The sequence below is a fragment of the Micromonospora sp. KC721 genome, assembly GCF_004348355.1.
In the GTDB taxonomy this organism is placed as follows: domain Bacteria; phylum Actinomycetota; class Actinomycetes; order Mycobacteriales; family Micromonosporaceae; genus Micromonospora.
In genome coordinates this window covers 1-22,406 of sequence record NZ_SMJY01000095.1, presented here as the reverse complement: position 1 = coordinate 22,406, position 22,406 = coordinate 1, and the positions used below count along the sequence as shown (strand labels likewise).

Genomic DNA, 22,406 nt, shown 5'->3' with positions numbered 1-22,406 from the left:
GCTCAGGTCCCGCCCGCCCGGCACCACCAACCCCTACTGACCCTGACCGGACGCGGGGGGAGGTCAGGTGTGGGAGAGGGCGAAGGCGGAGAGAAAACCGAGGACGGTGATCAGGCCGACCAGCAGGTGGGCGTCCTCGAACGCCTCGGGGACCATGGTGTCGGTGATCATCGCGAGGATCGCGCCCGCGGCCAGTGCGGTGACGACGGCCAGTACCTCCGGCGGCGTCCCACCCAGCAGAGCGTAGCCGGCCAGCGCCGAGACGCCGCTGATCAGGGCGATGGCCGTCCAGAGCCCGAACACGTACCGGCCGCTGCGGCCCGCCCGGCGCATCCCGGCGGCGCTGGACAACCCCTCCGGCACGTTGCTCAGGAAGACCGCGACCACGGTGACCAGGCTGACCGGGCCGCCGGTGAGCAGGCTTGCCCCGATCACCACCGACTCGGGTACGCCGTCCAGCAGCGCGCCCACCGCGATGGCGGATCCGGAACCGGGCTGTGCCTGCTCCGAGGGCTGCGCCTGCCCGGAGCGTTTGCGGTGCCGCGCGCCGCGCCGCGCCAGCAGCAGGTTCGCCCCGGTGTACGCCAGCGCCCCACCGATCGCCCCGATCGCGGTCGGCATTAGGCCGCCCCGCTCGTGCGCCTCGGCGATCAGCTCGAAGGAGACGGCGGAGAGCAGCACGCCCGCCCCGAACGCCATCACCGACGCGATGACTGTGCGGGGAACCCGGGCGAACCACCCGGCGCCCGCCCCGATCAACAGGGCGGAACCGGCCAGCAGCCCCCACCCGCCCGCTTGCACCCACTCCGGCATGTCGGGGGACCGTACCCGGACCGGTCACCCCGAAACCGGCTCAGAACTCGGCGAACAGGTACGGCAGTTCGCGCGGGAAGAGCCGCCGCAGCTGGGCCGCGGCCTCGGGCCCGACCTGACCCAACCCGCGGACGTCCACCTCGGCCGGGTCGAGGACCCCGTACGCCAGGGCGGAGAGCCCGGCGGCGGTGAGCGTCGCCGACGGGACGGAACCGCCGGAGGTCAGTTCCAGCCGGCCGGTCGTGCCGTCGAGGAGGTGGCTGCCACCCAGCCACCGGTCGTCGACCAGTTCGACGCGGACCCGGCCCGGGCCGGCCGGCAACCCGGTGAGCGCGTCCAACGAGAGCAGCCGGGCCATCGGGGCGGACGAGCCGGGCCGGGACACCCGGGCCTCGACGTGCAGCACCAGGTCGGTCAGCCACAGCTCGGGCAGCTCGTCGGCGGCGATCTGGACGCTGATCCGCTCCACCTGGTCCACGTGCCGGGCGAGGAACTGCAACAGCAGTGCCCGGGCGTACGGGTTGGCCGCGATCAGGTCGTCGCCGTGCAGCTCACCGCCGTGTTCGTCGATCCGGTACGTGAGCACGCCGGCCGTCGCGCCGTCGACCCGCGCCGAGACCAGCCAGCGGTCGTCGCGGTCGCGCAGGCCGACCGCCCGGAACTCGGGGAAGATCGCGAAGCCGTGCCGCTCCCGCAGGCAGCGCTCGGTGAACGACCGGAAACCGGCGTACCCGGCCCCGATCCGTTCCCAGGTCACCTCGCCGGGCAGCTCCGCCCGCAGCAGCGGGGCCAGGTCGGCCGGGGAGAACCGGACCGTACGCGGCCGGGGCAGCCCGACGTAGCCGAACCGCTCATAGAAGCCGGCCCGGAACGGGTACAAGGCGGTCAGCGGATGCCCCTCGTCGCGCATCTCGTCGAGGAGTTGGTGCATCAACGCCCGGACATGCCCCTGCCGGCGGGCCAGCGGATGGGTCGCCACCCCGGCCACCCCGGCCATCGGCAGTACCCGGCCGCGCAGGTTCTGCCGCATCGGGATGGCGCTGGCCGCCGCCCGGGTCTCGCCGCCCTCCTCGACCACCAGTGTCCGGTTGCTCTTGTTGTACGGCAGGTACCGGTGGAACGCCTCGACCCGATCGCGGGTCGGCGGGGACGCCTCGAAGGCGTACGCCTGGAGTGGGAAACTGGTGGTCAGGCGCTCTTCGGCGGCCAGTCGGCGGATGGGCATCACTCATCCCAACCCGGTCGGCGGCCGATCGCAACTCGGTTGTCGGCTCACACCTCGACCAGGTCGGAGACCACCACGGTCACGTTGTCCGGCGCGCCGGCCTGGTGGGCCAGTTTCACCAGCTGCTCGCCGCACTGCTGCCGGTCGCCGTACGTGGTCAGCGCGGAGTGGATGGCGGTGTCCTCCACGTAGTCGGAGAGCCCGTCGCTGCACAGCAGCAGCCGATCGCCGACGAACAGGGTCAGCACCCCGATCGCCGGCGGCGCGTCCGCGCCCTGCACGGCCCGGGTCACCAGGGAGCGCTGCGGGTGGTGCCGGGCCTGGTCGGGGGAGAGCGCACCCTGGTCGACCAGGGCCTGGACGAAGGTGTCGTCCCGGGTGAGCTGGGTCAGCTCCCCGTCGCGCAGCAGGTAGCAGCGGGAGTCCCCGACCTGGGCGAGGACCAGGGTGTCCCCGGCGAGCAGGCCGGCGGTCAGCGTCGTACCCATGCCGTCGCGAGCGGGATCGGCGGCGATCGCGGCGCGGATGCGCTGGTTGGCGGTGGACACGACGGCGCGCAGCGCCTCCGCGGCGTCGTTCGGGACGGTCGGTGGGATCAGCTCGTCCAGGATCCGGATGACGATCTCGCTGGCCACCTCGCCGGCGGGGAGCCCGCCCATGCCGTCCGCCACCGCCACCAGGCGGTCACCGGCGAGGGCGGAGTCCTCGTTGTTGGTGCGGACCAGGCCGACATCGTTGAGGATGGCCGAGCGGAGGATCAGCGTCATGTCACAAGCTTGCCGGATGCACCCGGCCGTCGTCTCTACGCGCGGCCCCCGGAGTGAAGAAATGATCTGCGCTCCACTGTCGAGCGTGCCGGCTGGCGGCACGGGTCGGCTCAACGGCGGGGGTAGCGCAGCAGCAGGCTGGCGGCGACCTCCTCGTCGCCGAGGGCGGCGTAGACGTGCGGGACGTCCGACGTCCAGCTCAGGTGGCCGCCGGCGGCGGCGGTGCTCGGCGCGTCCGCCGGGCCCGCCCGCAGTACGCCCGAGAAAACGGTGACGTGCTCGGTGACGCCCGACTGGTGGGCCGGGGAGAGCTGCTGCGCGCCGGGGCGTACCCGGAGCCGGTAGAGCTCGTAGCTGGCGTCGGTGTCGGTGAACGACTCCAGCAGGGTGGCGGTGACCGCGGCGCCCTGCACGGTGGGGGTCGTCGCCGGCCCGGACAACACCGCCGCGAGCGGTACGCCGAGTTGCGCGGTGATCGCGTACAGCGTCTCCAGGGTGGGGTTGCGCAGGCCGTTCTCCAGCGCGGAGAGGGTGGCCTTCCCCACTCCCGCCGTCCGGGCCAGGGTGGAGAGCGAGACGCCCCGCTGTTCGCGCAGCGCCCGGATCCGTCGTCCCACCGCGTCCGGGTCGGCGTCGGAGGGGCGCCGCTGCTCTGGTCGCGCTCCGGTCATAGCCGCTATGGTGCTACACGTTGCCGTTCCGTAAACGGAACGGCTGGGAGGGGTGAGATGGCCCAGCGACTGCAACCGGTGCTGGCCGGGGTGGTGACCGCGCTGGTCGGTTTCGCCAGCTCGTTCACAGTCGTGCTGGCCGGGCTGCGCGCCGTCGGCGCCGACGAGGCGCAGGCGGCCTCCGGGCTGCTCGCGGTCAGCGTCGCCGCCGGCGGCTGCGCGCTCTGGCTCGGCCTGCGGCACCGGATGCCGATCGCGACCGCCTGGTCCACCCCCGGTGCCGCGCTGCTGGTCGCCACCGGGCCGGTGCCCGGTGGCTGGCCGGCGGCGGTGGGCGCGTTCCTGGTCTGCGGGCTGCTGATCGTGGCCGCCGGGCTGTTCCCCGCGCTGGGCCGGGCGGTCGCCGCGATCCCCGGCCCGGTGGCGGCGGCGATGCTGGCCGGGGTGCTGCTGCCGCTCTGCACCGCCCCGGTACGGGCGCTGGTGGCGGTGCCCCGGCTGGCCGTACCGGTGATCGTCGTCTGGCTGGTGCTGCACCGCTTCGTCCGGCGCTGGGCGGTGCCCGGGGCATTGGTGGCGGCGGCCGTGGCGATCATGTCGACCACGTCGGGTGGGAGCGTGGACAGGCTGCGGCCGGTGGTCGAGCTGACCCCGCCCACGTTCACCGTTGCGGCGCTGGTCGGTCTGGCGGTGCCGCTCTTCCTGGTCACCATGGCCGCGCAGAACGTCCCAGGTGCGGCCGTGCTGCGAAACTACGGCTACCAACCGCCGCTCGGCCCCGCGCTGCGGGTCACCGGCCTGGCCGGGGTACTCGGCGCCCCGGTCGGCGGGCACGCGGTCAACCTCGCGGCGATCACCGCGGCGCTCGCCGCCGGCCCGGACGCCCACCCCGACCCGGAGCGCCGGTGGATCGCCTCGGTGACCGCCGGGATCGGCATGGCCCTGCTCGGCCTCGGTGCCGGGGTGGCCACCACGCTGGTGCTGCTCTCTCCGCCGGTGCTGATCGAGGCGGTGGCTGGGCTGGCGCTGCTCGGCGCGCTGGCGACCGCGGTCGCCGCGGCGGTCGCCGACCCGGGTGCTCGGGAGGCGGCGGTGGTGACCTTCGTGGTCACCGCCTCGGGAGTGAGCCTGCTCGGAGTGGGGGGCGCATTCTGGGGGCTGGTATCCGGTTGGCTGATGCTGCTCCTCTTCCGCCGCCGCGACCGGCCCGCCGGGCCGCCGGCCGACGCCGACGGCGGTCGGGCGCAAGGGGCGACCGTCACGTCCACCTCGGCGGCCACCGGTCGCGGCTCCGCACGGTAGCCCGCCGTCGGCGTTCAGCCGGTGGCGGCGATGCCCACCATCGGCCGCGCGGCCCTCACCGGCGGGTGGCCGGCACCGGAACCTCGGCCGGTCGCCGGGACTGGTCGACGGTGCCGCCCCGGACCCCGAGGCTGCCGCGCGCCGCCTGGTAGAACCCGTCGCGCATCTCGTCGGCCCGCTGGACCAGGGCCCCGAGGTCGTCCGGGAGGTCCGGCAACGCTCGCGCCGCCCGTTCGAGCGCCCGTACGGCGTGACGCCACGCCGCAGCCGCCCGTACGGTGGCCTCGTCACCGAGCAGCAGGACCCCCTCCCAGGTCAGGGTGTGCCGCTCGGCTGCCTCCGCCAACCGGGCCAGCCCCTGCTCGCGGTCCAGAGCCGGCCTGCTGGCACCGGGCCGGTGGGCGCTGAGCATCCCCAGCGCCAGCAGGTGCACCTCCTTGACGGCGCGCGCGAAGTCGGCGTACGCGTCCAACCGCCGCTCGTCCCAGCGCACCGTCTGGTTGCGCCGCCACCGGGCCCGCTCGGCCACCGTCGTGGCGATCATCGTGCCGACGGTGCCGACCACCACACCGATCAGCGCCGGCAGCTGCGTCAGCAGGGTCTCCAGCAGCTTCATCGACTTCCCCCACCGTGATCCGGTCACGCCGCCCGCGCGACGTCCATCCAGGACAGGATGCCGGTGAGTGTCCACCAGCCCTTCATGCTGTGGATGGTCGGTAGGTTGGCTGCATGCCTAGCGATGGTCTTCCGGTCGAGGTCGGTCGAAGTGTGGAGCTCTGTCAACTACATCGAAGCCGGCGATCCTGCTCAGCAACCCCGTTCCTCACTCCTCGGGCGGCAGGTCACCGGCGGGGACGTCGAGGCGTACCCGACCGTCGGTGACCGCGGCGATCTGGTCGGCTGGCACGTAGACCGCGCCGGTGCGGGCCAGTTCGGTGGTGACCTTCAGGTAGCCGGTGCGCAGCAGTCGGGCGGCCAGGTCGGCCGGCACGTCCGGCTCCTCGACGGCCGCCGCCTCGATCAACTCGTCGATGCTGCTGCCCGGGTCGGCGGTGGGTGCCTGCACGGCCACCGCGTTGGGGTCGCCGCGCTGGACCAGGTCGACCGTGCCGACCTCGACGCCCACGGCGTCCACCACCGGCATGCCCGTGGTGACTTGGGAGAGGATCGCCTGCTGCTTCATGTTCGGGCGGTTCCCGGCCCCGCCCGGCGCTAAACGCCGTTCGGTGGGGCCCAGGCGCTCGGTGGGCGCGGGGACAGCTCCCGCCAGACGTCGGTCCCGTCCAGGAGCGCCCGGACGGTCTCCTCGGCCTCCTCGACGCTGGCGTACTCGTAGAACTGGGAGGCCCCCTCGGCGCCACCGGCCCGCTGCTCGACGTGCCACCGGTCGCCGTCCACCCGGAGGAAGACGTCCCGTCGGGCCAGCCGTCCCCACTTGCCGTTCCACCAGTGCCTACGCTGCTCCATGGCCGGACTCTATCGAACATGCGTACGAAAGAAGTCGGCCCCCGTGGGATTCCCGCAAGGGCCGGCGAGGGCGTGGCGAGTCAGCGCGGCGCCGGTGGCTCCGTGCGTCGACCGAGCACGTCGTCCAGCGCGCCCCGCTGGGCCGGGGTGCCCTGGTTGCCGGCGAGCAGCGCGTCCCGGATCTCGGTGAGCAACTTGACCTCCTCGCTGGGCGCCTTCGGCGGCGGCTCCTCACCCCGCTGCCGCCGCTCAGCCAGCTTGTTCATCGGGAACACCACGAGGAAGTAGAGCACCGCCGCGGTGAGCAGGAAGGTGATGGCGGCGTTGACGAAGTTGACCCAGGGGAATCGCACGCCGCTGATGTTCCAGGTGCCCGACCTGAGTTCGCTGCCGCCGCCGATGAGCTTGATCAGTGGCTTGAGGAAACTCTCCGTGAACTGCGTGACCACGCCGGTGAAGGCGGCGCCGATGACGACGCCGACCGCGAGGTCGACGACGTTGCCGCGCATGATGAAGTCTTTGAAGCCCTTGAACATCCGTGCTCCCGTGCTGTCTGTCCGGTAGTCCGGGACAACCTATGCCCCGGGTGGCGGTTCCAGAAAAGCGCCGGCCTCGGCCGCCGCCCGCGCCGGGTCGCCGGCCCGGATCGCCTCGACCAGCCGGCCGTGGTCGACGTACCGTTCCGGCTCCAGCGTGTCACCCATCGCCTGCGCGATGGTGCTGCGCAGCGCCGCCCCGACGGAGGCGTACAGCTCGGCGAGCATCCGGTTGTGGGCGGCGGCGACCACCGCCGTGTGCAGGGCGGCGTCCGCCGCCACGAACTCCTCGACCCGGCCCGAGCGCCAGGCGGCCTCTCGGGCGGCGAGCGCGCCGTCGAGGGTCGCCACGTCCTGCGGGGTACGCCGCAACGCGGCCAGTCGGGCCGCCTCCACCTCGAAGGCCCGCCGCACCTCGACCACCTCGGCCATCCGGTCGTCGGTGAGCCGGCGGGCCACCACCGGGGCCAGTTCGTCGGTCGACACCACGTACGTGCCGGAGCCCTGCCGGCACTCCAGCACCCCGGCGTGCACCAGGGCGCGGACCGCCTCGCGCACGGTGTTGCGCCCGACGCCCAGCGCGGCGACCAGTTGCGGTTCGGTGGGGATCCGGCCGCCGACCGGCCATTCGCCGCCGAGGATGCGGGCCCGCAACTGCGCGATGGTCTGCCGTACCCGGTGCCCGCGTGGCGGCACCCCGCTGGCGTCCACCGGGGGTGTCACCGGTTACAACTCCTGCCGGAATTCATCCCATGATTGTAGGTTCGAGCTCATGACCCCGCCACCCACCGGCACCGCCGTTCGCACCGCCCGACCGGCCACCGGCCCGACCGGGCCTACCACCGCCGGACCGGCAGCCTCCGTCGGCGTCCGTCGACCGGCGTCCGGCGGCTCACTGGTGCTGGTCGCGATGCTGCTGGTCGCGCTCAACCTGCGCGCCGCGGTCACCAGCCTCGGCGCCCTCCTCGACGAGGTACGCACCGGCCTGGCGCTCTCCGGCACCATGGCCGGCATCGTCACCACGCTGCCCACCATCGCCTTCGCCGGCCTCGGTGCGCTCACCCCCTGGTTGGTCCGCCGCTGGCCGGCAACCCGGGTGCTGGTGCTGGCGATGCTCGCCCTCACCGCCGGGCAACTGCTCCGGGTGGCCACTGACTCGGCGGCCGTCTTCGTGCTCACCAGCGCACTCGCGCTGGCCGGCATCGCGGTGGCGAACATCCTGCTGCCGATGCTGGTCAAACAGCACTTCCCGCACCGCACCGCGCTGGTCACCGGGGCGTACACGATGGCCCTGACCGTGGGCACGACGGTGGCCGCCGCAGCTGCGGTTCCGGTCGCCCACGCCTTCGGCTCCTGGCGGGCCGGGCTGGGCGTCTGGGCCGGACTGGCCGCGCTGGCCGTACTGCCGTGGGTGCCGCTGGCGCTGCGCGACCGCGCCGCCCGACGGGCCGTGACCACCGCCGGGGCACCCGCGCCCCGGGTCCGGGTCCAGCCCAGCCGCACCCGGCTGGGCTGGGCGATGGCCCTCTACTTCGGTGCGCAGTCCCTCAGCGGGTACGCCATCATGGGCTGGCTGGCGCAGCTGTTCCGGGACGCCGGCTACCGTGCCGAGACCGCCGGGCTGCTGCTCGCCGGCGTCACCGCGCTCGGCGTGCCGGTCGCCCTGGGAATGCCGACCCTGGCCGGCCGACTGGGCACCCTACGCCCGCTGGTGCTCACGCTGACCGCCTTCTCCACCGCCGCGTACCTGGGCCTGGCGCTGGCCCCACGCGGCCTCGCGCCGCTGTGGGTGCTGCTGCTCGCCCTCGGTCAGGGGGCCTTCCCGCTGATTCTGACCGCCATCGGCCTGCGGGCCCGCACGGCCGAGGGCACCGTCGCGCTGTCGGCGTTCGCGCAGAGCACCGGATACGTCATCGCCGCGCTCGGCCCGCTGCTGGTCGGCATCCTGTACGAGGCGACCGGAGGCTGGAACGCCCCGATCGGTTTCCTGCTCGGCGCGCTCGTGGTGCAGACCGGGGCGGGTCTGGTGATCGCCCGCCCCCGGTTTGTCGAGGACGAGTGATGAGCGGACCGGTCAGGAGGACGCCGGTGTGGGGTCGCCCGCGACGGCCTGCTCCACCGTCGGGTAGGTGTGCAGCACCTCGACCAGGCCGCTGACCTCCAGGATGCGCAGCACGCCGCGCTGCGGGGCGGCCAGCCGGACCACACCGCCGGCCTCGTCGCAGCTGTTCTTGGCGCGTACGAAGACCGACAGCCCGGTCGAGTCGCAGAACGACACGTCTGCGAGGTCGAACACGAGACGGCTGCGGCCCTTGTCGAGCAGGTCGGTGATCTGGTCCTGCAGCTGCGGTGCGGTCGCCATGTCGAGCTCGCCCGCGACCGACACGACATCGACGTCGCCGCGCTGTTCCGTGTGCACCGTCAAGGACATTCGGACCTCCTGTTATCGGTGGAACGGTATCCCACGAACGGGGTGCCACGCAGAACGGGAGAGGCTTGTGGTGGACCTGATCATTTCTTTGCCTCGTGGCAAGTAAGGCGATCGGCACCGGTGATAGAGTCCGCCCGTCCAGCCCAAAGGAGGGATCATGGCCCTGACCACCGAGGAGAGCGGTCGGCTTGTCGGCCTGCTGGCGATGCACGCGGAGCGTGTCGTGCAGCGCTGGGCCGAGATCGTCGCCGCGTCGCTGCGCGGCCGGCTCAGCCAGGCTGAACTGCGCCTACAGGTGCAGGATCTGCACCGTAGCATGATCGACGCCGGTGCTGAAGGGCTCGCCGACATTCAGTCGGAGAGCGCCGGTGAGCTGCGGGCGGCGCTCGCCGAGCTGTCCCGGGGCTGGGCTCGGCAGGGCTTCTCCGCCACCGAGACCGCGGTGGGTCTCTACGCCCTCAAGGACGTGTTGATCGAGCTGGCCGACTCCGGCGAGGTGGAGCTGCGGGACGTCATCACCTTCAGCGGCCTCGTCGACCGGATGGGCCTGTTCACCTTCGAGACCTACGTGCAGACGCGTGAGGGGTTGATCGCCGACCAGGCCGAACAACTGCTCGAACTCTCCACCCCGGTGGTCAAGATCTGGGACGGCGTGGTCGCCGTGCCGCTGGTCGGTACGCTCGACTCGGCCCGCGCCCAGGTGGTGATGGAGCGGCTGTTGCAGACCCTGGTCGACACCGGCTCCCCGCACGCCATCATCGACATCACCGGTGTGCCGGCGGTGGACACCCAGGTCGCCCAGCACATCCTCAAGACGGTGGTGGCCGCCCGGCTGATGGGCGCCGACTGCATCATCTCCGGCATCCGGCCGCAGATCGCGCAGACCATCGTCGCGCTCGGGATCGAGTTCGGGGACATCGCCACCAAGGCCAGCCTGGCCGACGCGCTGCGACACGTGCTACGGATCACCGGGTTCGACGCCGCCCGCCGCCAGCCGCGCAGGGACGCGTGATGGAGCGGGTGCCGGTCCTCAAGATCGGCGACATCCTGCTGGTGTCCATCCAGATCGACATGTCCGACCAGACCGCGCTCGCCCTCCAGGAGGACCTTGCCGAGCGGATCGTGGAGACCGGCGCGCGCGGCGTCATCATCGACATCACCGCGCTGGACATCGTCGACTCCTTCATCGGTCGGATGCTCTCCACCATCGCCTCGATCTCCCGGGTGCTCGACGCCGAGACGGTGGTCGTCGGGATGCGTCCCGCCGTCGCCATCACCCTGGTCGAGCTGGGACTGTCGTTCAACGGCATCCGTACCGCGCTGAACGTGGAACGCGGCATGGAGCTGATCGCGGCGAGCCACGAGGACGACCTCGGGCCCGACGAAGAGATGGACGATCCAGAGCCGGGACAGGCGGCGACATCAGTATGACCGCGGGCGTCGACCTGAGCCCCAAGGCGCAGGCGATCGGCAGCGACGAAGACGTCGTTCGGGTCCGGCAGTTGGTGCGTACCGTGGCGGTTGCCGTCAAGCTCTCCCTGGTCGACCAGACCAAACTGGTCACCGCAGCCAGTGAGCTGGCCCGCAACACGCTGGTCTACGGCGGGGGCGGCACCGCCGAGGTGACGGTGGTGGACGACGGACGGCGTCGGGGCGTACGCATCGTCTTCGCCGACGCCGGCCCGGGCATCCCCGACCTCACCCTCGCCCTCACCGACGGCTACACCACCGGCGGCGGCCTCGGCCTCGGTCTCAGCGGCGCCCGCCGACTCGTGGACGAGTTCGACGTCGACACCGCGGTCGGAGAGGGCACGCGGGTCACGGTGACCAAGTGGTCCCGGTGAGTGCCGAAGCGGTCCCCGCGGCCGGAGTCTGGTACCGGGTGGAGTCCGGCAGTGCGGCCAGTGCCGTCCGGCGGACCGCCGAGCGGCTCGGCGTCCAGGTCGGGCTGGCGCCGAACCGCGTCGCCGAACTCGCCATCGTCACCGCGGAACTCACCAGCAACCTGGTCAAGCACGCCCGGGAGGGCACGGTGCTCCTCCGCCCGGTACGGGCGGAGGGCGAGGCCGGCGTCGAACTGGTCGCGGTGGACTCCGGCCCCGGTATGGCCGACCTAACCTTCTCCGCCCGCGACGGCCAATCCACCACCGGCACCCTCGGCATCGGGCTCGGCGCCATCGACCGGCAGGCGACCTGGTACGACGCCTGGTCGTGGCGGGGCAAGGGAACCGTGTCGGTGGTGCAGGTCTGGTCGGCCGGCGTGCCCGCCCCACCGATGTGGGCCGCCGGGCTGACCCGGCCGATCACCGGTGAGCAGGTCAGTGGTGACGGGCACGCGGTGCGGGTGGTCGAGGGGCGGCAGCAGGTGTTGGTCTGCGACGGGCTCGGGCACGGCCGCCTCGCCGGCGCCGCGGCGGAGGCCGCCCTGGTGGCGTTCCGCACCGCGCCGGTCGCGTCGCCCGCCGTGGTCCTGCGGCACCTGCACCAGTCGATGACGCACACCCGGGGCGCGGCCGTGGCGGTGGCCGAGCTGGACCCGTCGGCGGTCCTGCTGCGCTACGCGGGTGTCGGCAACATCGCCGGCGTCGTCCTCGGCCCCGACGGTGGCCGCAAGCATCTGGTCTCGCTGCCCGGCATCGCCGGTCACCAGCGGCCGGTGATCCGGGAGTACGACTATCCGTTCCCACCCGAGGCGACGCTGGTCATGCACAGCGACGGGGTGGTCGGCCGGTGGCGGATCGAGGACTATCCGGGGCTGATCAACCATTCGCCGCTGGTGGTCGCCGCCACCCTGTTGCGGGACGCCGGTGTCCGGCGCGACGACGCCTGCGTCCTGGTCGCGAGGAGCCCGGAGTGAGGAAAGTTGAGCCGCTGCTGCAGATGGCGCTCCGGGTCGAGCAGGACATCTTCATCGTGCGGCAGCGGGGGCGGGAGGTGGCCGCCGCCGTCGGGCTGGAGCACCAGGACCAGATCCGGGTCGCCACCGCGCTCAGCGAGGTGGCCCGGGACCTGCTGCGAATCGTGGGCGGCGCCGATGTCGCCTTCACCGTCGCCGACGCGCGGGGCGGTCGAAGCGCGCTGTGGGTCGATCTCGCTCCGGTGCGCCCGCTGCCGGAGGGGCGGTATGAGCCGCAGTCCGGCGCGGTGGCGCGTCTGCTGGACACGCTGGGCGTGTCAAGCAGCGAGGGCGATACGGTCGTGAGGATGTCCCGACGCCTTCCCGCCAACACTCCACCGCTGACCGCGGCGCGGCTGGCCAAACTGCGCGCCGAACTCGGGCACACCGCGCCGGCCAGCGCCCTCGACGAGCTGGCCACCCAGAACGAGCAGCTGATCGCCGCGCTGGACGAGGTGCGTGGCCAGCGTGACGAGCTGGCCCGGCTCAACGCGGAGCTGGAGGAGACCAACCGTGGGGTGATGGCCCTCTACACCCAGCTCTCCGAGGAACTGGAGGCGACCAACCGGGGCGTGGTGGCGCTCTACGCGGAACTGGACGAGAAGTCGGCCCAGCTGCGGGCGGCGAGCGAGTCGAAGAGTCGGTTCCTGGCCAACGTCAGCCACGAGCTGCGGGCCCCGGTGACGGCGATCATCGGTCTCGGTCGGCTGCTCACCGACCCGGCCTCCGATCCGCTGAGCCCGGCGCAGGCCGAACAGGTCGAGCTCATCCGTTCCTCCGCCGCGGACCTGCTCTCCCTGGTCAACGACCTGCTCGACCTGGCCAAGGCGGAGTCGGGTCGGATCGAGCCGGAATGGACGCAGGTGGACCTGCGGGCGGTCTTCGGTCAGCTGCAGGGCACGCTGCGGGCCCTGACCACCCGGCCCGCCGTCAAGCTGGTGGTGGAGGATCCGCCCGCGCCGGCCGTGCTCCGGTCGGACGAGGTACTGCTCTCGCAGGTGCTGCGTAATCTGCTGCACAACGCGCTGAAGTTCACCGAGCGGGGCGAGGTGCGGATGCGCGCCGAACGGGACGGGGACCGGTGGTGCCTGTCGGTCACTGACACCGGCGCCGGGATCCCGCCCGAACTGCACGGGCGGATCTTCGAGGAGTTCTATCAGGTGCCGGGGATCGATCGCCGGGGCGGCACCGGTCTCGGCCTGCCGTACGCGCGGCGGTTGGTGACGCTGCTCGGCGGCACCCTGGAGCTGGCCAGCGAGCCGGGCCGGGGCAGCACCTTCACTGTCGTCCTGCCGGTGGGCGAGGAGTGACGGTGGCGGGCGATCAGACGACGGTGCTGGTGGTCGACGACAGCCGGACCAAACGGTACCTGCTGGTCAGCTGGCTCACCCGGGCCGGTTTCGCCGTACGCGAGGCGGAGACGGGCACCGAGGCGCTCGAACGTGTCGCGACCGAACGGCTCGACCTGGTGGTGCTCGACGTCCGGCTGCCCGACCTGAGCGGCTTCGACGTCTGCGAACGGATGAAGGCGGACCACCCGGCGCTGCCGGTGATCCACGTGTCGGCGCACGCGGTCGACGCGGGGGACCGGGCGCAGGGGTTGACCCGGGGGGCGGACGCGTACCTGGCCGAGCCGATCGAGCCCGACGAGTTGGTGGCCACCGCGCACGCGGTGCTCCGCTACTACCAGGCGAGGCAGCGGGCGGAGCTGCTCGCCGAACGGCTCACCGGGTTGGCCGACACCACCGTCGCCGTGCACGCCGCCTCGACCTTCGCCCGCCTGCTGGAGGAGGCCGTCACCGGCGCGGCTGCGATCTTCAAGAGCCCGGCGGCGGTGATCGCCGAGACCTTCGACGGGGAGTGCCTGGCCGGGGTGGCCGCCGGACCGGGCGCACCGGCGGCGATCGTGCCCTGGACGGTCGACGACACCGTGATCCCGAAGGGCGCCACCGTACGGATCGACGATCCGGTCAACTGGGCTCTGGTGTCGTGGCCGGTCGGGGACACGGTGACCGTGGCGGCGGCGCGGTTGCGCGACGACCGCGCGCCGCTCTACGTGGTGGTGCCCACGGCCACCCAGACCGCCCGGACGCCGGTGCTGGTGCAGCTCGCCCAGGCGGTGGCCTCCGCGGTGGAGGCGCAGCGCTCCTACGACGAGGAACACCGGATCGCGGTCACCCTTCAGCGCAGCCTGTTGCCCCGGAGGCTGCCCGAGGTCACCGGCCTCGACGTGGCGGTGCGCTACGAGCCGGCCAGTGCCCGCACCGAGGTGGGTGGGGACTTCTACGAGCTGGTGATGCTCGACGGTCACCTGCTGGTGGCGATCGGGGACGTGGCGGGCCACTCGCTGCACGCGGCGACCGTGATGGCCGAGCTGCGGCACGCCATGCGGGCGTACGCGGTGGAGGGGCACCAGCCCGGGGTGATCCTGGACCGGCTCAACGAGCTGATGCGTACTCTGCTGCGCAACGAACTGGCCACCCTGTGCGTCCTGCTGCTGCACCCGCCCACCGGACGGGTCCGGATGGCCAGCGCCGGGCACCTCCCGGCATTGATCAACGACGACGGCCGGGTGGACTTCGTCCAGCAGTCCGCGCCGTTGCTCGGGGTCCGTGCCGAGCGCCCCAGCGACCTGGAGTTCGTGCTGCCGCCCGGAGCGACCCTGGTTCTCTACACCGACGGATTGATCGAGCGGCGGGACGCCACCATCGACGAGGGTCTGGCGGCGCTCGCCGCCTGCGCCACCCGGGTGGACGACGACCTGGACCGGTTCTGCGAGCGGCTGCTGGTCGAACTGGCGCCGCAGGAGATCCACGACGACGTCGCCGTGGTGGCCGTCCGCCGCCGCTGACCAACCAGAGCATCGTTGCGGCAGCGCCTTTGTCGTCACGCTGTGCAATGACCGCGGTGCATCACTCGTCGCATCCTCATTCGGCGGTGCCGGCGTCAGTGTGCTCGCAGCCAGGTCGCGGATGCCCCGGTGGTCGTCGCGCGGCTGTCGCATTTGTTCAAGACCACCTTCTTACCCTGGCACCATGGCGACAAAGACTAGTGACCTGCTGGCGGTGGCCGCGCCGCGGACCGTCTCGGTGGTCCGCGCGATCACCGACGACCAACTCGACCTGCCCACCCCCTGCCCCGACTACCGGGTACGCGACCTGACGAACCACCTGTACGACGTGGTGGTCAACTTCCAGGCGCTCGCCGCGCGCCAGGCGGTGGACTGGTCGGCGAAGCCCGACCACCTGACACCGGGGTGGCGGGACGGGTTCGCCACGGAGGCCGGGCGCCTGGTCGAGGCGTGGGCCGACCCGACAGCCGAGGAGGGCGTCTCGCCGGGGATGGGGCTACCCCAGGCGACGGTCGGCCTGATGGGGCTGATCGACCTGGTGGTGCACGGCTGGGATCTGGCGCGGGCCACTGGCCGGCCCTACGAGCCGGCACCCGAGGTCGTCGCGGCCGGGCACCGGTTCATCGACGAGATGGGCCCGATGGCTCGGCAGATGGGCGCGTTCGGCCCGGAGGTGGCCGTTGCCCCCGGCTGTACCGAACTGGACCGGCTGCTCGCCCGCGCCGGCCGCGACCCATCCTGGGTCGCTTGACGTCCCTGGTTCCACGCCCACAACGAGCTGATCCGGTCGCTCGGCGGGGGGCTGGTCGCCGCCGGGGTGCCACGCGGCATCATCGGCCGGTCGATCGCCTGGCAGGCGCTGGCCCCGGCGGTGCCGGCGGTCGGGCTCGCGCTCGCCGTCGGCTCGCTGCTCGGCCGGGGTCTCTTTCCCGCGCCGACCATGGACGGGGTAACCGTCACGCCGGACATACCGGTGCTGCTCACGGTCGCGGTCGGTCTGATCTTCCTGCGCGCCAGTACCGCCGTGGAGGAGTTGCGGGCCGGCTGAGGGGTGAGCACCCCCCAGCCGGCCGGTGGCACGGTCAGGCGCGGCCCAGCCGGTCGAGGATCCAGGCGTTGATGAAGGCCTCCTCGCGCCAGGCGTCGTACCGGCCGCTCGGGCCGCCGTGGCCGGCGCCCATCTCGGTCTTGAGCAGGTAGTCGCCCTGCGGGGCGACCGCCCGCAGCCGGGCGATCCACTTCGCCGGCTCGTGGTAGAGCACCCGCGTGTCGTTGAGGCTGGTCACCGCCAGGATCGCCGGGTAGTCCACCGGGGCGACGTTCTCGTACGGGGCGTACGACTTCATGTAGGCGTACACCTCCGGGTCGTCGAGCGGGTTGCCCCACTCCTCCCACTCGGTGACGGTCAGCGGCAGCGACGGGTCGAGGATCGAGGTGAGCGGGTCCACGAACGGCACCTGCGCCACGATCCCGGCGAACGCGTCCGGGGCGAGGTTGGCCACCGCGCCCATCAGCAGCCCGCCGGCCGACGCGCCCCGGGCAACGAGCCGGTCGCTGGCCGTCCAACCCGCCTTGACCAGGTGTCGGGCGCAGGCCACGAAGTCGGTGAAGGTGTTCTTCTTGGCCAGCAGCTTGCCCTCGTCGTACCAGCGCCGGCCCAGCTCGCCGCCGCCCCGGATGTGCGCGACCGCGAAGACGACGCCCCGGTCGAGCAGGCTGAGCCGGGCGATGGAGAACCACGGGTCCATGCTCGCCTCGTACGAGCCGTACCCGTAGATCACGCACGGCGCGGAGCCGTCGCGGGGCGTGTCCGTGCGGCAGACCAGCGAGATCGGCACCCGGGTACCGTCGTCGGCGAGCGCCCAGTCCCGGTGCTGTTCGTAGTCGGCCGGGTCGTAGGCCCGCCCGTCCGGCCCGGGCTTCACCGGCTTGCGCCGGCGCAGCACCATCTGCCGGGTGACCAGGTCGTAGTCGTACACCGAGTCGGGGGTGACCAGCGAGGTGTACCGCAACCGGATCTCCCGGGTGCGGTACTCCGGGTTGGCGTCCAGGCCGACGCTGTAGATCGGTTCCGGGAAGTCGATGTCCCACTCGTCGCCGCCACCGATCGGGACGACCCGCAGCGCGGTGAGACCGTTGGTGCGTAGCGAGACGACGAGGTGGTTCTCGAAGGCGTCGACCGCCTCCAGTCGGGTGCCGGGGGAGTGTTCGATCAGCGGCACCCAGTCGCCCGGGGCGTCGGCCGAGGTCCAGGCCAGGGCGAAGTCCTCCGCGCCGTCGTTGTGCAGGATCAGGAAGCGGTGGCCGTGGTGTTCGACGGCGTACTCGACGCCCTGTCGGCGGGGCGCGACGACCGCCGGTTCGCCGGTCGGGTTTCCGGCCGGGATCACCCGCACCTCGCTGGTGACCTTGCTGTGGATGTCGATCACCACGAACCGCTCCGAGCGGGTCAGCTCGACACCCACCCAGAACCGCTCGTCGTCCTCGGAGTGGACCACCACGTCCTCGCTCGACGGGGTGCCGACGACGTGCCGCCAGACCCGGTGGGGTCGCCACGCGTCGTCCACGGTGACGTAGAAGAGCACCGAGGCGTCGGTCGACCAGGCGGTGCCGTAGAACGTGCCCGGCACCTCGTCGGCGAGCAGTTCGCCGGTGCGCAGATCCTTGATCCGCAGGGTGAACCGTTCGTCGCCGGTGAAGTCCGTCGAGTACGCCAGCCAGCGCCCGTCGGGGCTGACGTCGAACGCGCCGAGGGCGAAGAAGTCGTGCCCCTCGGCGAGCGCGTTGCCGTCGAGCAGCACCTCCTCGCCGTCCAGTGCGGCGCCGTCCGCGCTGACCGGGGGGGCGGTCTCGCCGTCGCGGACCGCCCGGCGGCAGTGCACGCCGTACTGCTGGCCCTCGACGGTGCGGGTGTAGTACCAGTACCGGCCCTTGCGGGTGGGCACCGTCAGGTCGGTCTCCTGGGTGCGCCGGCGGGTCTCCTCGAACAGTTCCGCGCGCAGCTCGGCCAGGTGCGCCGTGCGGACCTCGGTGTACGCGTTCTCCGCGGTCAGGTGGGCGATCGTCGCCGGATCGTCCTTGGCGGTCAGCCAGGCGTACTCGTCGATGACGGTGTCGCCGTGGTGGGTGCGTTCGGCGGGCACCCGCCGCGCCTGGGGCGGGGTGTCGGTGGTCACGGCGTCACGTTACCGGCCGTCCGCCGTCCGTGGCGCACCCGCCGGGGCGACCCGCCGCCCGGTCTTTCGAACATGTGTACGATGACCGGCATGGCGGCAGCAGCGGACTCGACCGGCGCGACGGAGATCACCCGGCGGTTGGCGGCGATATGCGGCCCGTCCTTCGCCCGTCGCGCGGGCGCCGCCGACGAGGTGGCCGGGCGGGTCGCCCGGTGGGTGGCCGTCCCTGGCGGCGCGGAGGCGGCGGCCGAGGTGCTACGGCTGGCCGCCCGGCACGACCTGACCGTGGTGCCGCGCGGCGCGGGCACCAAAATCGACTGGGGGATGTCGCCCGGGCGGGTCGACATCCTGCTCGACACCGGCCGGCTCGCCGGTATCGACCACCATCCGGCGGGTTCACCGGTGGCCGATATCGGCGCCGGTACGCCGTTGCGTGCCGTCCAGGCCACCCTCGAACGCACCGGCCGGCGGCTACCGCTCGATCCGCCCTCGCCCGGGGCCACCCTCGGCGGGGTGCTCGCCGCCAACGAGGCCGGCCCGCTGCGGCACCGGCACGGCACCGCGTGCGAGCAGCTCGTCGGCCTGCGCTGGCTGGCCGCCGACGGTGAGCTGGTCGGTGCCGGGGTGGGTCCGGCCCGGCTGTCCGCCGGGGCCGCTCCGGTCGGGCTGGACGTCGGCCGGCTACTCTGCGGTTCCCAGGGCGGGCTCGGGGTGCTCGTGTCGGCCACCGTGCGGGTGCAGGCCGTGCCGGCCAGCCGGATCTGGGTGTGCCGTCCGGTGTGGACCCCGCTGGAGCTGCCCGACCTGATCCGTACGCTGCTCGCCGCCCGGCTCGACCCGGCGGCGGTCGAACTGGACCTGCCGACGACCGGGGTCTCGCCGCACCGCGAGGAGTCGGCGCGTGCGGCGGCCCGCGCCAACCATCCCTCCATGGCGGGGCGGCGGGTGGGCCCGGTACGACGCGGGGCGGGCACCCTGGCCGTGCTGCTGGAGGGCGGTCCGGCCGACGTGGCCGAACGGGCCGACCGACTGGTGGCGCTCTTCGAGGGGGAGGCAACGGTGGACAACGCCGCCCCGTGGTGGTGGCGGCGCTACCCGTTCGGGCCGGGCGACACCGCGCTACGGGTCGAGGTGCCGACCACTGACCTGCACGCCGCCGTCTACGCGTTGCGCGACGCGGCCGGCGGCCCCGTCCCGGTACGCGGCTCCGCCGGGCTCGGCGTGGTGCACGCCGCCCTGCCCGCCACGATGCCCGAGGAGCGGGTCGGTGCGGCCCTCGCCGCCGTCCGTGGGGTGCTGCTCGCCCGCCGGGGACGGTGCGTGGTGGTCGCCGCGCCACCGGGGATCCGGCGGGCGGTCGACGTGTGGGGCGAGACGGCGATCCCCCGGCTCCGGGCCGCGAAGGACCACCTCGACCCGCACCGACGGCTCGCCCCGGGGCGGTTGCCGGGCGGCCTTTGACCGCTCGGGTGGATCAGTCCAGCCACCACCGCTGCATGGAGCCGAGGGCGGGGGTGAACCGCAGCACCGTCAGCACCAGCGTGCCGACCGTGGCGGCGAGTAGCAGACGGCGGGCGCGCACCGGGTACCGCTGCCGTTCGCGGGCCAGCACCGCGCCGGTGTAGAGGGCGACCGCGGGCCCGAGTATGAAGCCGAACAGGTACAGCAGGGAGACGGCCGCGTACAGCCAGAAGAACGGGTTCGCGCCGCTCGTTCCGAAGGGCACCATGTCCTTCGGGTCGTACTGCCCGGTGACCATCTCGGCCGGCCCGACGCCCGCGCTGACCATCCGGCCGAGGTAGGCCGCGACCACCACCACGAAAGCGCCGGCCAGCAGCAGATGGGCGATGAGGATGACGTCCACCCGGGGAGGACGTGCCCCGTGGACATCCACTGTGCTCGACATCGGTGCACCGTACCGCGCCGAGCGCGGCGGCCGGCAGCCTCAGAGCGCGTCGTTGCGCAGCACCAGGAGGGCGATGTCGTCGCGCGGCGTCTCCACCGAGAAGTTGATCGCGGTGGCCCGCAGCCGGGCGGCGATCACGTCCGCCGAGTACCCGGCCAGCGGAGCGGCGGCGTCCCGCAGCCGGTCCACGCCGAACAGTTCCCGGCCGCGCCGGCGTTCGGTCACCCCGTCGGTATAGAAGACCAGCGCGTCGCCGGGGGCGAGCGGGATCTCCGCGGTGGGTGAGGTGATCGTGTCGAGCAGGCCCAGCGCGGTGCCACCGATACCGACGAACGACGCCCCGCCACCGCCGCGCAGCAGCACCGGACGGTCGTGGCCGGCCAGGTGCAGCGACACGTCGAGCTGCCCGCGTTCGCCCGGGCCGACGGCCGCGAGGGCGAGCGTGCAGTACCGGCCGCCGCCCCGCTCGACCAGCGTCTCGTTGAGCCGGGACAGCACCTCGGGCAGCGGCTTGCCGTCGCCGATCAGCACCCGGATCACGTCCCGGACCAGCCCGGTCACCGCCGCCGCCTGGATGCCCTTGCCGGAGACGTCCCCGATGACCACCAGCCAGCGGCCGTCCGGCAGCGGCACCACGTCGTAGAAGTCGCCGCCCACCTCGGCGTCGTCGCCGGTCGGGACGTACTCGGCGGCGAAGCCGATCCCCTCCACCACGGGCAGCCCGGGCGGCAGCAGCGAATGCTGGAGGGTCTGGGCCACCCGGCGTCGCTCCGCGTGGATCCGGGCGTTCTCGATCGCCAGGGCGGCCCGCCGCGCCACGTCCTCCAGTACGGCGACCTCGTCCGGGTCGTGCCGGTGCCGCAGGTGCCGGCCCACCGCCAAGGTGCCGAGCCGCTGACCGCGGGCGATCAGCGGGACGGCGAAACCCTCCATCGGCGGACCCAGCGGCACCTGGGTGGCGCTGCGGGACGCCTCCCGCAGCCGGGCCTGGATCGAGTCCGGACCGATCTCCTGGAGCACCTTGTGCAGTTGGGGCAGGATCGCCTCGTCGGCGTGGCTGGAGGCGGCCAGCCGCAGCCGGCCCCACTCGTCGGTGGTGTGCACCGCACACCACTGGCCCAGCCGGGGCACCACCAGCTGCGGGATGAGTGCCATGGTCAGCTCGACGTCCAGCGACTGGGCGAGCAGCTCGCTCGCCTCGGCGAGGAAGGTCAGCCAGGCCTGCCGGCGGATGTCGGCCCGGCGGAGCCGGTCGTTCTCCAGGTGCAGCGAGATCCGCTCGGCGGCGAGCACCGCCAGCGGTCGGGCGTACGCCGAGGGTGCCGCGTCCAGCTCCAGTTCCCCGGCGTACGGGCGGTGCACCGCCAACGGCACCTGCAGCAGCTGGTTGCCGGATCGGGGCTGTCGGCCGTACCGGGCGAGCACCTGGCTGCCCTGCCCGTCGCCCCGGTCCAGCCGGACCGCGCCCCCGGCCGCGCCCACCATCTCGGCGACCCGGGTCAGCAGGTCGGCGGCGAAGTCGGGCAGCGAATCCTCGGCGTACGGGTCGGGACTGGTCTGGGTCAGCTCGCTCATGGCGGCGGCGCTCGGTGCGGAACTCGCCGTGCCGGTGCCCGCTGCGGCTCCCGCGGGCACCTGCTCCCCTGCTGTCGTACCAGCCATGGTGGCGCGGGAGCGGTCCAGCCGGAACCAGACGCCCTTCCCGGTCGGCAGGTACGTGGTACCCCAGCGGCTGGCGAAGTGGTCGACGAGCAGCAGCCCGCGCCCCCGCTCGGAGATCTCGCCGATCTCGTCGCTGTCGTTGCGGACGCCCACCACCATGTCGTCGACCGGGCCGGCGGCGAAGTCGGTGACGGTGACGGTGAGCCCGACCGGGTCGGCCACGACCTCGATGTCCAGTTCGGTGCGGGCGTGTTCCACCGCGTTGGTGGAGAGTTCGGTGGTCAGCAGCAGCGCCTCGTTGAGCAGGTCGTCGAGGTTGGCCTCGGTGAGCACGGATCGGACCAGTGCGCGGGCGGCGGCGGGCGTACGCCGGTCGGCGGGCAGGCGGATGCGCCGGACGTGCTCGTCCCGCCCCCCGTCCGCTGCGGGCGTCGCCTCCGCTGGCACTCCCGTATCCTCCACTGCCAGGGTCCGGGTGCCAACCCGGACCCCCGGCTGCGCCACCGTCGGGGACCACCATGCGGACCTGCCCCGACGTCCCCTGCTCTGTGGCCACGGACGCGCCACCGTCGCGCCATGCCGGTCCCGTCTCGTCTGCGGCATATCGCGGCATTCGTGCTCCACGACACCGCAATATGCCCCGCAGACGGAGAACCAGACCCATAGCCGCCCGGCGAAGGTCGCGAGAGTGAGGTGGGCGGGG

The 22,406-nt window shown here is 73.1% G+C and carries 24 protein-coding genes; 11 read left to right on the top strand and 13 right to left on the bottom strand.

Annotated features, from left to right (window positions below; translation table 11 throughout):
* Positions 1-63 precede the first annotated feature (63 nt).
* The 4 genes from E1182_RS17420 to E1182_RS17405 all read right to left on the bottom strand — a co-directional run bounded on the left by E1182_RS17420 (position 64) and on the right by E1182_RS17405 (position 3,476).
* Positions 64-813 (bottom strand): ZIP family metal transporter, encoded by a 750-nt coding sequence (locus E1182_RS17420; protein WP_132266365.1) that lies wholly within the window; start codon positions 811-813, stop codon positions 64-66.
* A gap of 40 nt (positions 814-853) precedes the next feature.
* A complete protein-coding gene (eis, locus tag E1182_RS17415) occupies positions 854-2,038 on the bottom strand; it encodes an enhanced intracellular survival protein Eis (RefSeq protein ID WP_132266362.1) in 1,185 nt (394 codons plus the stop codon).
* Between the two features lie 47 nt (positions 2,039-2,085).
* Complete coding sequence (locus tag E1182_RS17410) at positions 2,086-2,805, bottom strand: PP2C family serine/threonine-protein phosphatase (RefSeq protein ID WP_132266359.1); 720 nt, start codon at positions 2,803-2,805, stop codon at positions 2,086-2,088.
* 110 nt (positions 2,806-2,915) lie between these two features.
* Positions 2,916-3,476 (bottom strand): helix-turn-helix domain-containing protein, encoded by a 561-nt coding sequence (locus tag E1182_RS17405; RefSeq protein WP_132266356.1) that lies wholly within the window; start codon positions 3,474-3,476, stop codon positions 2,916-2,918.
* Between the two features lie 57 nt (positions 3,477-3,533).
* Here E1182_RS17405 and E1182_RS17400 point away from each other — a divergent pair, with 57 nt between their 5' ends.
* Positions 3,534-4,778, top strand: coding sequence for a benzoate/H(+) symporter BenE family transporter (locus E1182_RS17400; RefSeq protein ID WP_132266352.1), 1,245 nt, complete (start codon positions 3,534-3,536; stop codon positions 4,776-4,778).
* A 55-nt stretch (positions 4,779-4,833) separates the two neighbouring features.
* On the opposite strand, the gene E1182_RS17395 is transcribed toward E1182_RS17400, so the two are convergent.
* The 5 genes from E1182_RS17395 to E1182_RS17375 form a co-directional block, all read right to left on the bottom strand.
* Positions 4,834-5,394 (bottom strand): hypothetical protein, encoded by a 561-nt coding sequence (locus tag E1182_RS17395; protein WP_243706267.1) that lies wholly within the window; start codon positions 5,392-5,394, stop codon positions 4,834-4,836.
* 207 nt (positions 5,395-5,601) lie between these two features.
* Positions 5,602-5,961: a hypothetical protein gene (locus tag E1182_RS17390; RefSeq protein WP_132266349.1), complete on the bottom strand. Its 360-nt coding sequence runs from the start codon at positions 5,959-5,961 to the stop codon at positions 5,602-5,604.
* A 29-nt stretch (positions 5,962-5,990) separates the two neighbouring features.
* The gene (locus tag E1182_RS17385) at positions 5,991-6,245 is read right to left on the bottom strand and encodes a hypothetical protein (protein WP_132266346.1); all 255 of its coding nucleotides are present in this window, start codon (positions 6,243-6,245) and stop codon (positions 5,991-5,993) included.
* Between the two features lie 80 nt (positions 6,246-6,325).
* The gene (mscL, locus tag E1182_RS17380) at positions 6,326-6,781 is read right to left on the bottom strand and encodes a large conductance mechanosensitive channel protein MscL (protein ID WP_132266343.1); all 456 of its coding nucleotides are present in this window, start codon (positions 6,779-6,781) and stop codon (positions 6,326-6,328) included.
* A gap of 39 nt (positions 6,782-6,820) precedes the next feature.
* Positions 6,821-7,504: a FadR/GntR family transcriptional regulator gene (locus E1182_RS17375; protein WP_132266340.1), complete on the bottom strand. Its 684-nt coding sequence runs from the start codon at positions 7,502-7,504 to the stop codon at positions 6,821-6,823.
* Positions 7,505-7,553: 49 nt separating this feature from the next.
* Between E1182_RS17375 and E1182_RS17370 the strand changes: the two genes are divergently transcribed.
* Entirely contained in the window at positions 7,554-8,843 is a 1,290-nt protein-coding gene (locus E1182_RS17370) for an MFS transporter (protein ID WP_132266337.1), read from the top strand.
* A gap of 12 nt (positions 8,844-8,855) precedes the next feature.
* Here the strand turns inward: E1182_RS17370 and E1182_RS17365 are convergent, their stop codons facing one another.
* Entirely contained in the window at positions 8,856-9,212 is a 357-nt protein-coding gene (locus E1182_RS17365; RefSeq protein WP_132266334.1) for an STAS domain-containing protein, read from the bottom strand.
* A gap of 157 nt (positions 9,213-9,369) precedes the next feature.
* Between E1182_RS17365 and E1182_RS17360 the strand changes: the two genes are divergently transcribed.
* The 8 genes from E1182_RS17360 (at position 9,370) to E1182_RS17325 (ending at position 16,007) form a co-directional block, all read left to right on the top strand.
* Positions 9,370-10,224: an STAS domain-containing protein gene (locus tag E1182_RS17360; RefSeq protein ID WP_132266330.1), complete on the top strand. Its 855-nt coding sequence runs from the start codon at positions 9,370-9,372 to the stop codon at positions 10,222-10,224.
* The gene (locus E1182_RS17355) at positions 10,224-10,643 is read left to right on the top strand and encodes an STAS domain-containing protein (protein ID WP_132266326.1); all 420 of its coding nucleotides are present in this window, start codon (positions 10,224-10,226) and stop codon (positions 10,641-10,643) included. Before E1182_RS17360 ends, E1182_RS17355 begins: the two co-directional genes overlap by 1 nt.
* The gene (locus E1182_RS17350) at positions 10,640-11,056 is read left to right on the top strand and encodes an ATP-binding protein (protein WP_132266324.1); all 417 of its coding nucleotides are present in this window, start codon (positions 10,640-10,642) and stop codon (positions 11,054-11,056) included. Before E1182_RS17355 ends, E1182_RS17350 begins: the two co-directional genes overlap by 4 nt.
* On the top strand, positions 11,053-12,069 hold the full coding sequence (locus E1182_RS17345; RefSeq protein ID WP_132266322.1) for a SpoIIE family protein phosphatase: 1,017 nt from the start codon (positions 11,053-11,055) through the stop codon (positions 12,067-12,069). Before E1182_RS17350 ends, E1182_RS17345 begins: the two co-directional genes overlap by 4 nt.
* 23 nt (positions 12,070-12,092) lie before the next feature.
* A complete protein-coding gene (locus E1182_RS17340) occupies positions 12,093-13,418 on the top strand; it encodes a sensor histidine kinase (RefSeq protein WP_132266368.1) in 1,326 nt (441 codons plus the stop codon).
* On the top strand, positions 13,415-14,959 hold the full coding sequence (locus E1182_RS17335; protein ID WP_132266319.1) for a SpoIIE family protein phosphatase: 1,545 nt from the start codon (positions 13,415-13,417) through the stop codon (positions 14,957-14,959). Before E1182_RS17340 ends, E1182_RS17335 begins: the two co-directional genes overlap by 4 nt.
* A gap of 184 nt (positions 14,960-15,143) precedes the next feature.
* Entirely contained in the window at positions 15,144-15,710 is a 567-nt protein-coding gene (locus E1182_RS17330) for a TIGR03086 family metal-binding protein (RefSeq protein ID WP_132266316.1), read from the top strand.
* A 66-nt stretch (positions 15,711-15,776) separates the two neighbouring features.
* Positions 15,777-16,007, top strand: coding sequence for a hypothetical protein (locus E1182_RS17325; protein WP_132266313.1), 231 nt, complete (start codon positions 15,777-15,779; stop codon positions 16,005-16,007).
* 34 nt (positions 16,008-16,041) lie between these two features.
* On the opposite strand, the gene E1182_RS17320 is transcribed toward E1182_RS17325, so the two are convergent.
* Positions 16,042-18,135: a S9 family peptidase gene (locus tag E1182_RS17320; RefSeq protein ID WP_132266310.1), complete on the bottom strand. Its 2,094-nt coding sequence runs from the start codon at positions 18,133-18,135 to the stop codon at positions 16,042-16,044.
* A 90-nt stretch (positions 18,136-18,225) separates the two neighbouring features.
* On the opposite strand from E1182_RS17320, the gene E1182_RS17315 reads away from it, so the two are divergent.
* Entirely contained in the window at positions 18,226-19,596 is a 1,371-nt protein-coding gene (locus E1182_RS17315) for an FAD-binding oxidoreductase (protein ID WP_243706266.1), read from the top strand.
* Between the two features lie 13 nt (positions 19,597-19,609).
* On the opposite strand, the gene E1182_RS17310 is transcribed toward E1182_RS17315, so the two are convergent.
* Both E1182_RS17310 and E1182_RS17305 read right to left on the bottom strand, forming a co-directional pair.
* Complete coding sequence (locus E1182_RS17310; RefSeq protein WP_132266301.1) at positions 19,610-20,041, bottom strand: hypothetical protein; 432 nt, start codon at positions 20,039-20,041, stop codon at positions 19,610-19,612.
* Between the two features lie 39 nt (positions 20,042-20,080).
* Entirely contained in the window at positions 20,081-22,150 is a 2,070-nt protein-coding gene (locus tag E1182_RS17305) for a SpoIIE family protein phosphatase (RefSeq protein ID WP_132266296.1), read from the bottom strand.
* Between the last annotated feature and the right edge of the window lie 256 nt (positions 22,151-22,406).

Bases quoted from the DNA above. Each gene is read 5' to 3' on its own strand.
- E1182_RS17420 (WP_132266365.1), bottom strand. From the start codon at position 813: ATGCCGGAGTGGGTGCAAGCGGGCGGGTGGGGGCTGCTGGCCGGTTCC.
- eis (WP_132266362.1), bottom strand. From the start codon at position 2,038: ATGCCCATCCGCCGACTGGCCGCCGAAGAGCGCCTGACCACCAGTTTC.
- E1182_RS17410 (WP_132266359.1), bottom strand. From the start codon at position 2,805: ATGACGCTGATCCTCCGCTCGGCCATCCTCAACGATGTCGGCCTGGTC.
- E1182_RS17405 (WP_132266356.1), bottom strand. From the start codon at position 3,476: ATGACCGGAGCGCGACCAGAGCAGCGGCGCCCCTCCGACGCCGACCCG.
- E1182_RS17400 (WP_132266352.1), top strand. From the start codon at position 3,534: ATGGCCCAGCGACTGCAACCGGTGCTGGCCGGGGTGGTGACCGCGCTG.
- E1182_RS17395 (WP_243706267.1), bottom strand. From the start codon at position 5,394: ATGAAGCTGCTGGAGACCCTGCTGACGCAGCTGCCGGCGCTGATCGGT.
- E1182_RS17390 (WP_132266349.1), bottom strand. From the start codon at position 5,961: ATGAAGCAGCAGGCGATCCTCTCCCAAGTCACCACGGGCATGCCGGTG.
- E1182_RS17385 (WP_132266346.1), bottom strand. From the start codon at position 6,245: ATGGAGCAGCGTAGGCACTGGTGGAACGGCAAGTGGGGACGGCTGGCC.
- mscL (WP_132266343.1), bottom strand. From the start codon at position 6,781: ATGTTCAAGGGCTTCAAAGACTTCATCATGCGCGGCAACGTCGTCGAC.
- E1182_RS17370 (WP_132266337.1), top strand. From the start codon at position 7,554: ATGACCCCGCCACCCACCGGCACCGCCGTTCGCACCGCCCGACCGGCC.
- E1182_RS17365 (WP_132266334.1), bottom strand. From the start codon at position 9,212: ATGTCCTTGACGGTGCACACGGAACAGCGCGGCGACGTCGATGTCGTG.
- E1182_RS17360 (WP_132266330.1), top strand. From the start codon at position 9,370: ATGGCCCTGACCACCGAGGAGAGCGGTCGGCTTGTCGGCCTGCTGGCG.
- E1182_RS17355 (WP_132266326.1), top strand. From the start codon at position 10,224: ATGGAGCGGGTGCCGGTCCTCAAGATCGGCGACATCCTGCTGGTGTCC.
- E1182_RS17350 (WP_132266324.1), top strand. From the start codon at position 10,640: ATGACCGCGGGCGTCGACCTGAGCCCCAAGGCGCAGGCGATCGGCAGC.
- E1182_RS17340 (WP_132266368.1), top strand. From the start codon at position 12,093: ATGGCGCTCCGGGTCGAGCAGGACATCTTCATCGTGCGGCAGCGGGGG.
- E1182_RS17330 (WP_132266316.1), top strand. From the start codon at position 15,144: ATGGCGACAAAGACTAGTGACCTGCTGGCGGTGGCCGCGCCGCGGACC.
- E1182_RS17315 (WP_243706266.1), top strand. From the start codon at position 18,226: ATGGCGGCAGCAGCGGACTCGACCGGCGCGACGGAGATCACCCGGCGG.
- E1182_RS17310 (WP_132266301.1), bottom strand. From the start codon at position 20,041: ATGTCGAGCACAGTGGATGTCCACGGGGCACGTCCTCCCCGGGTGGAC.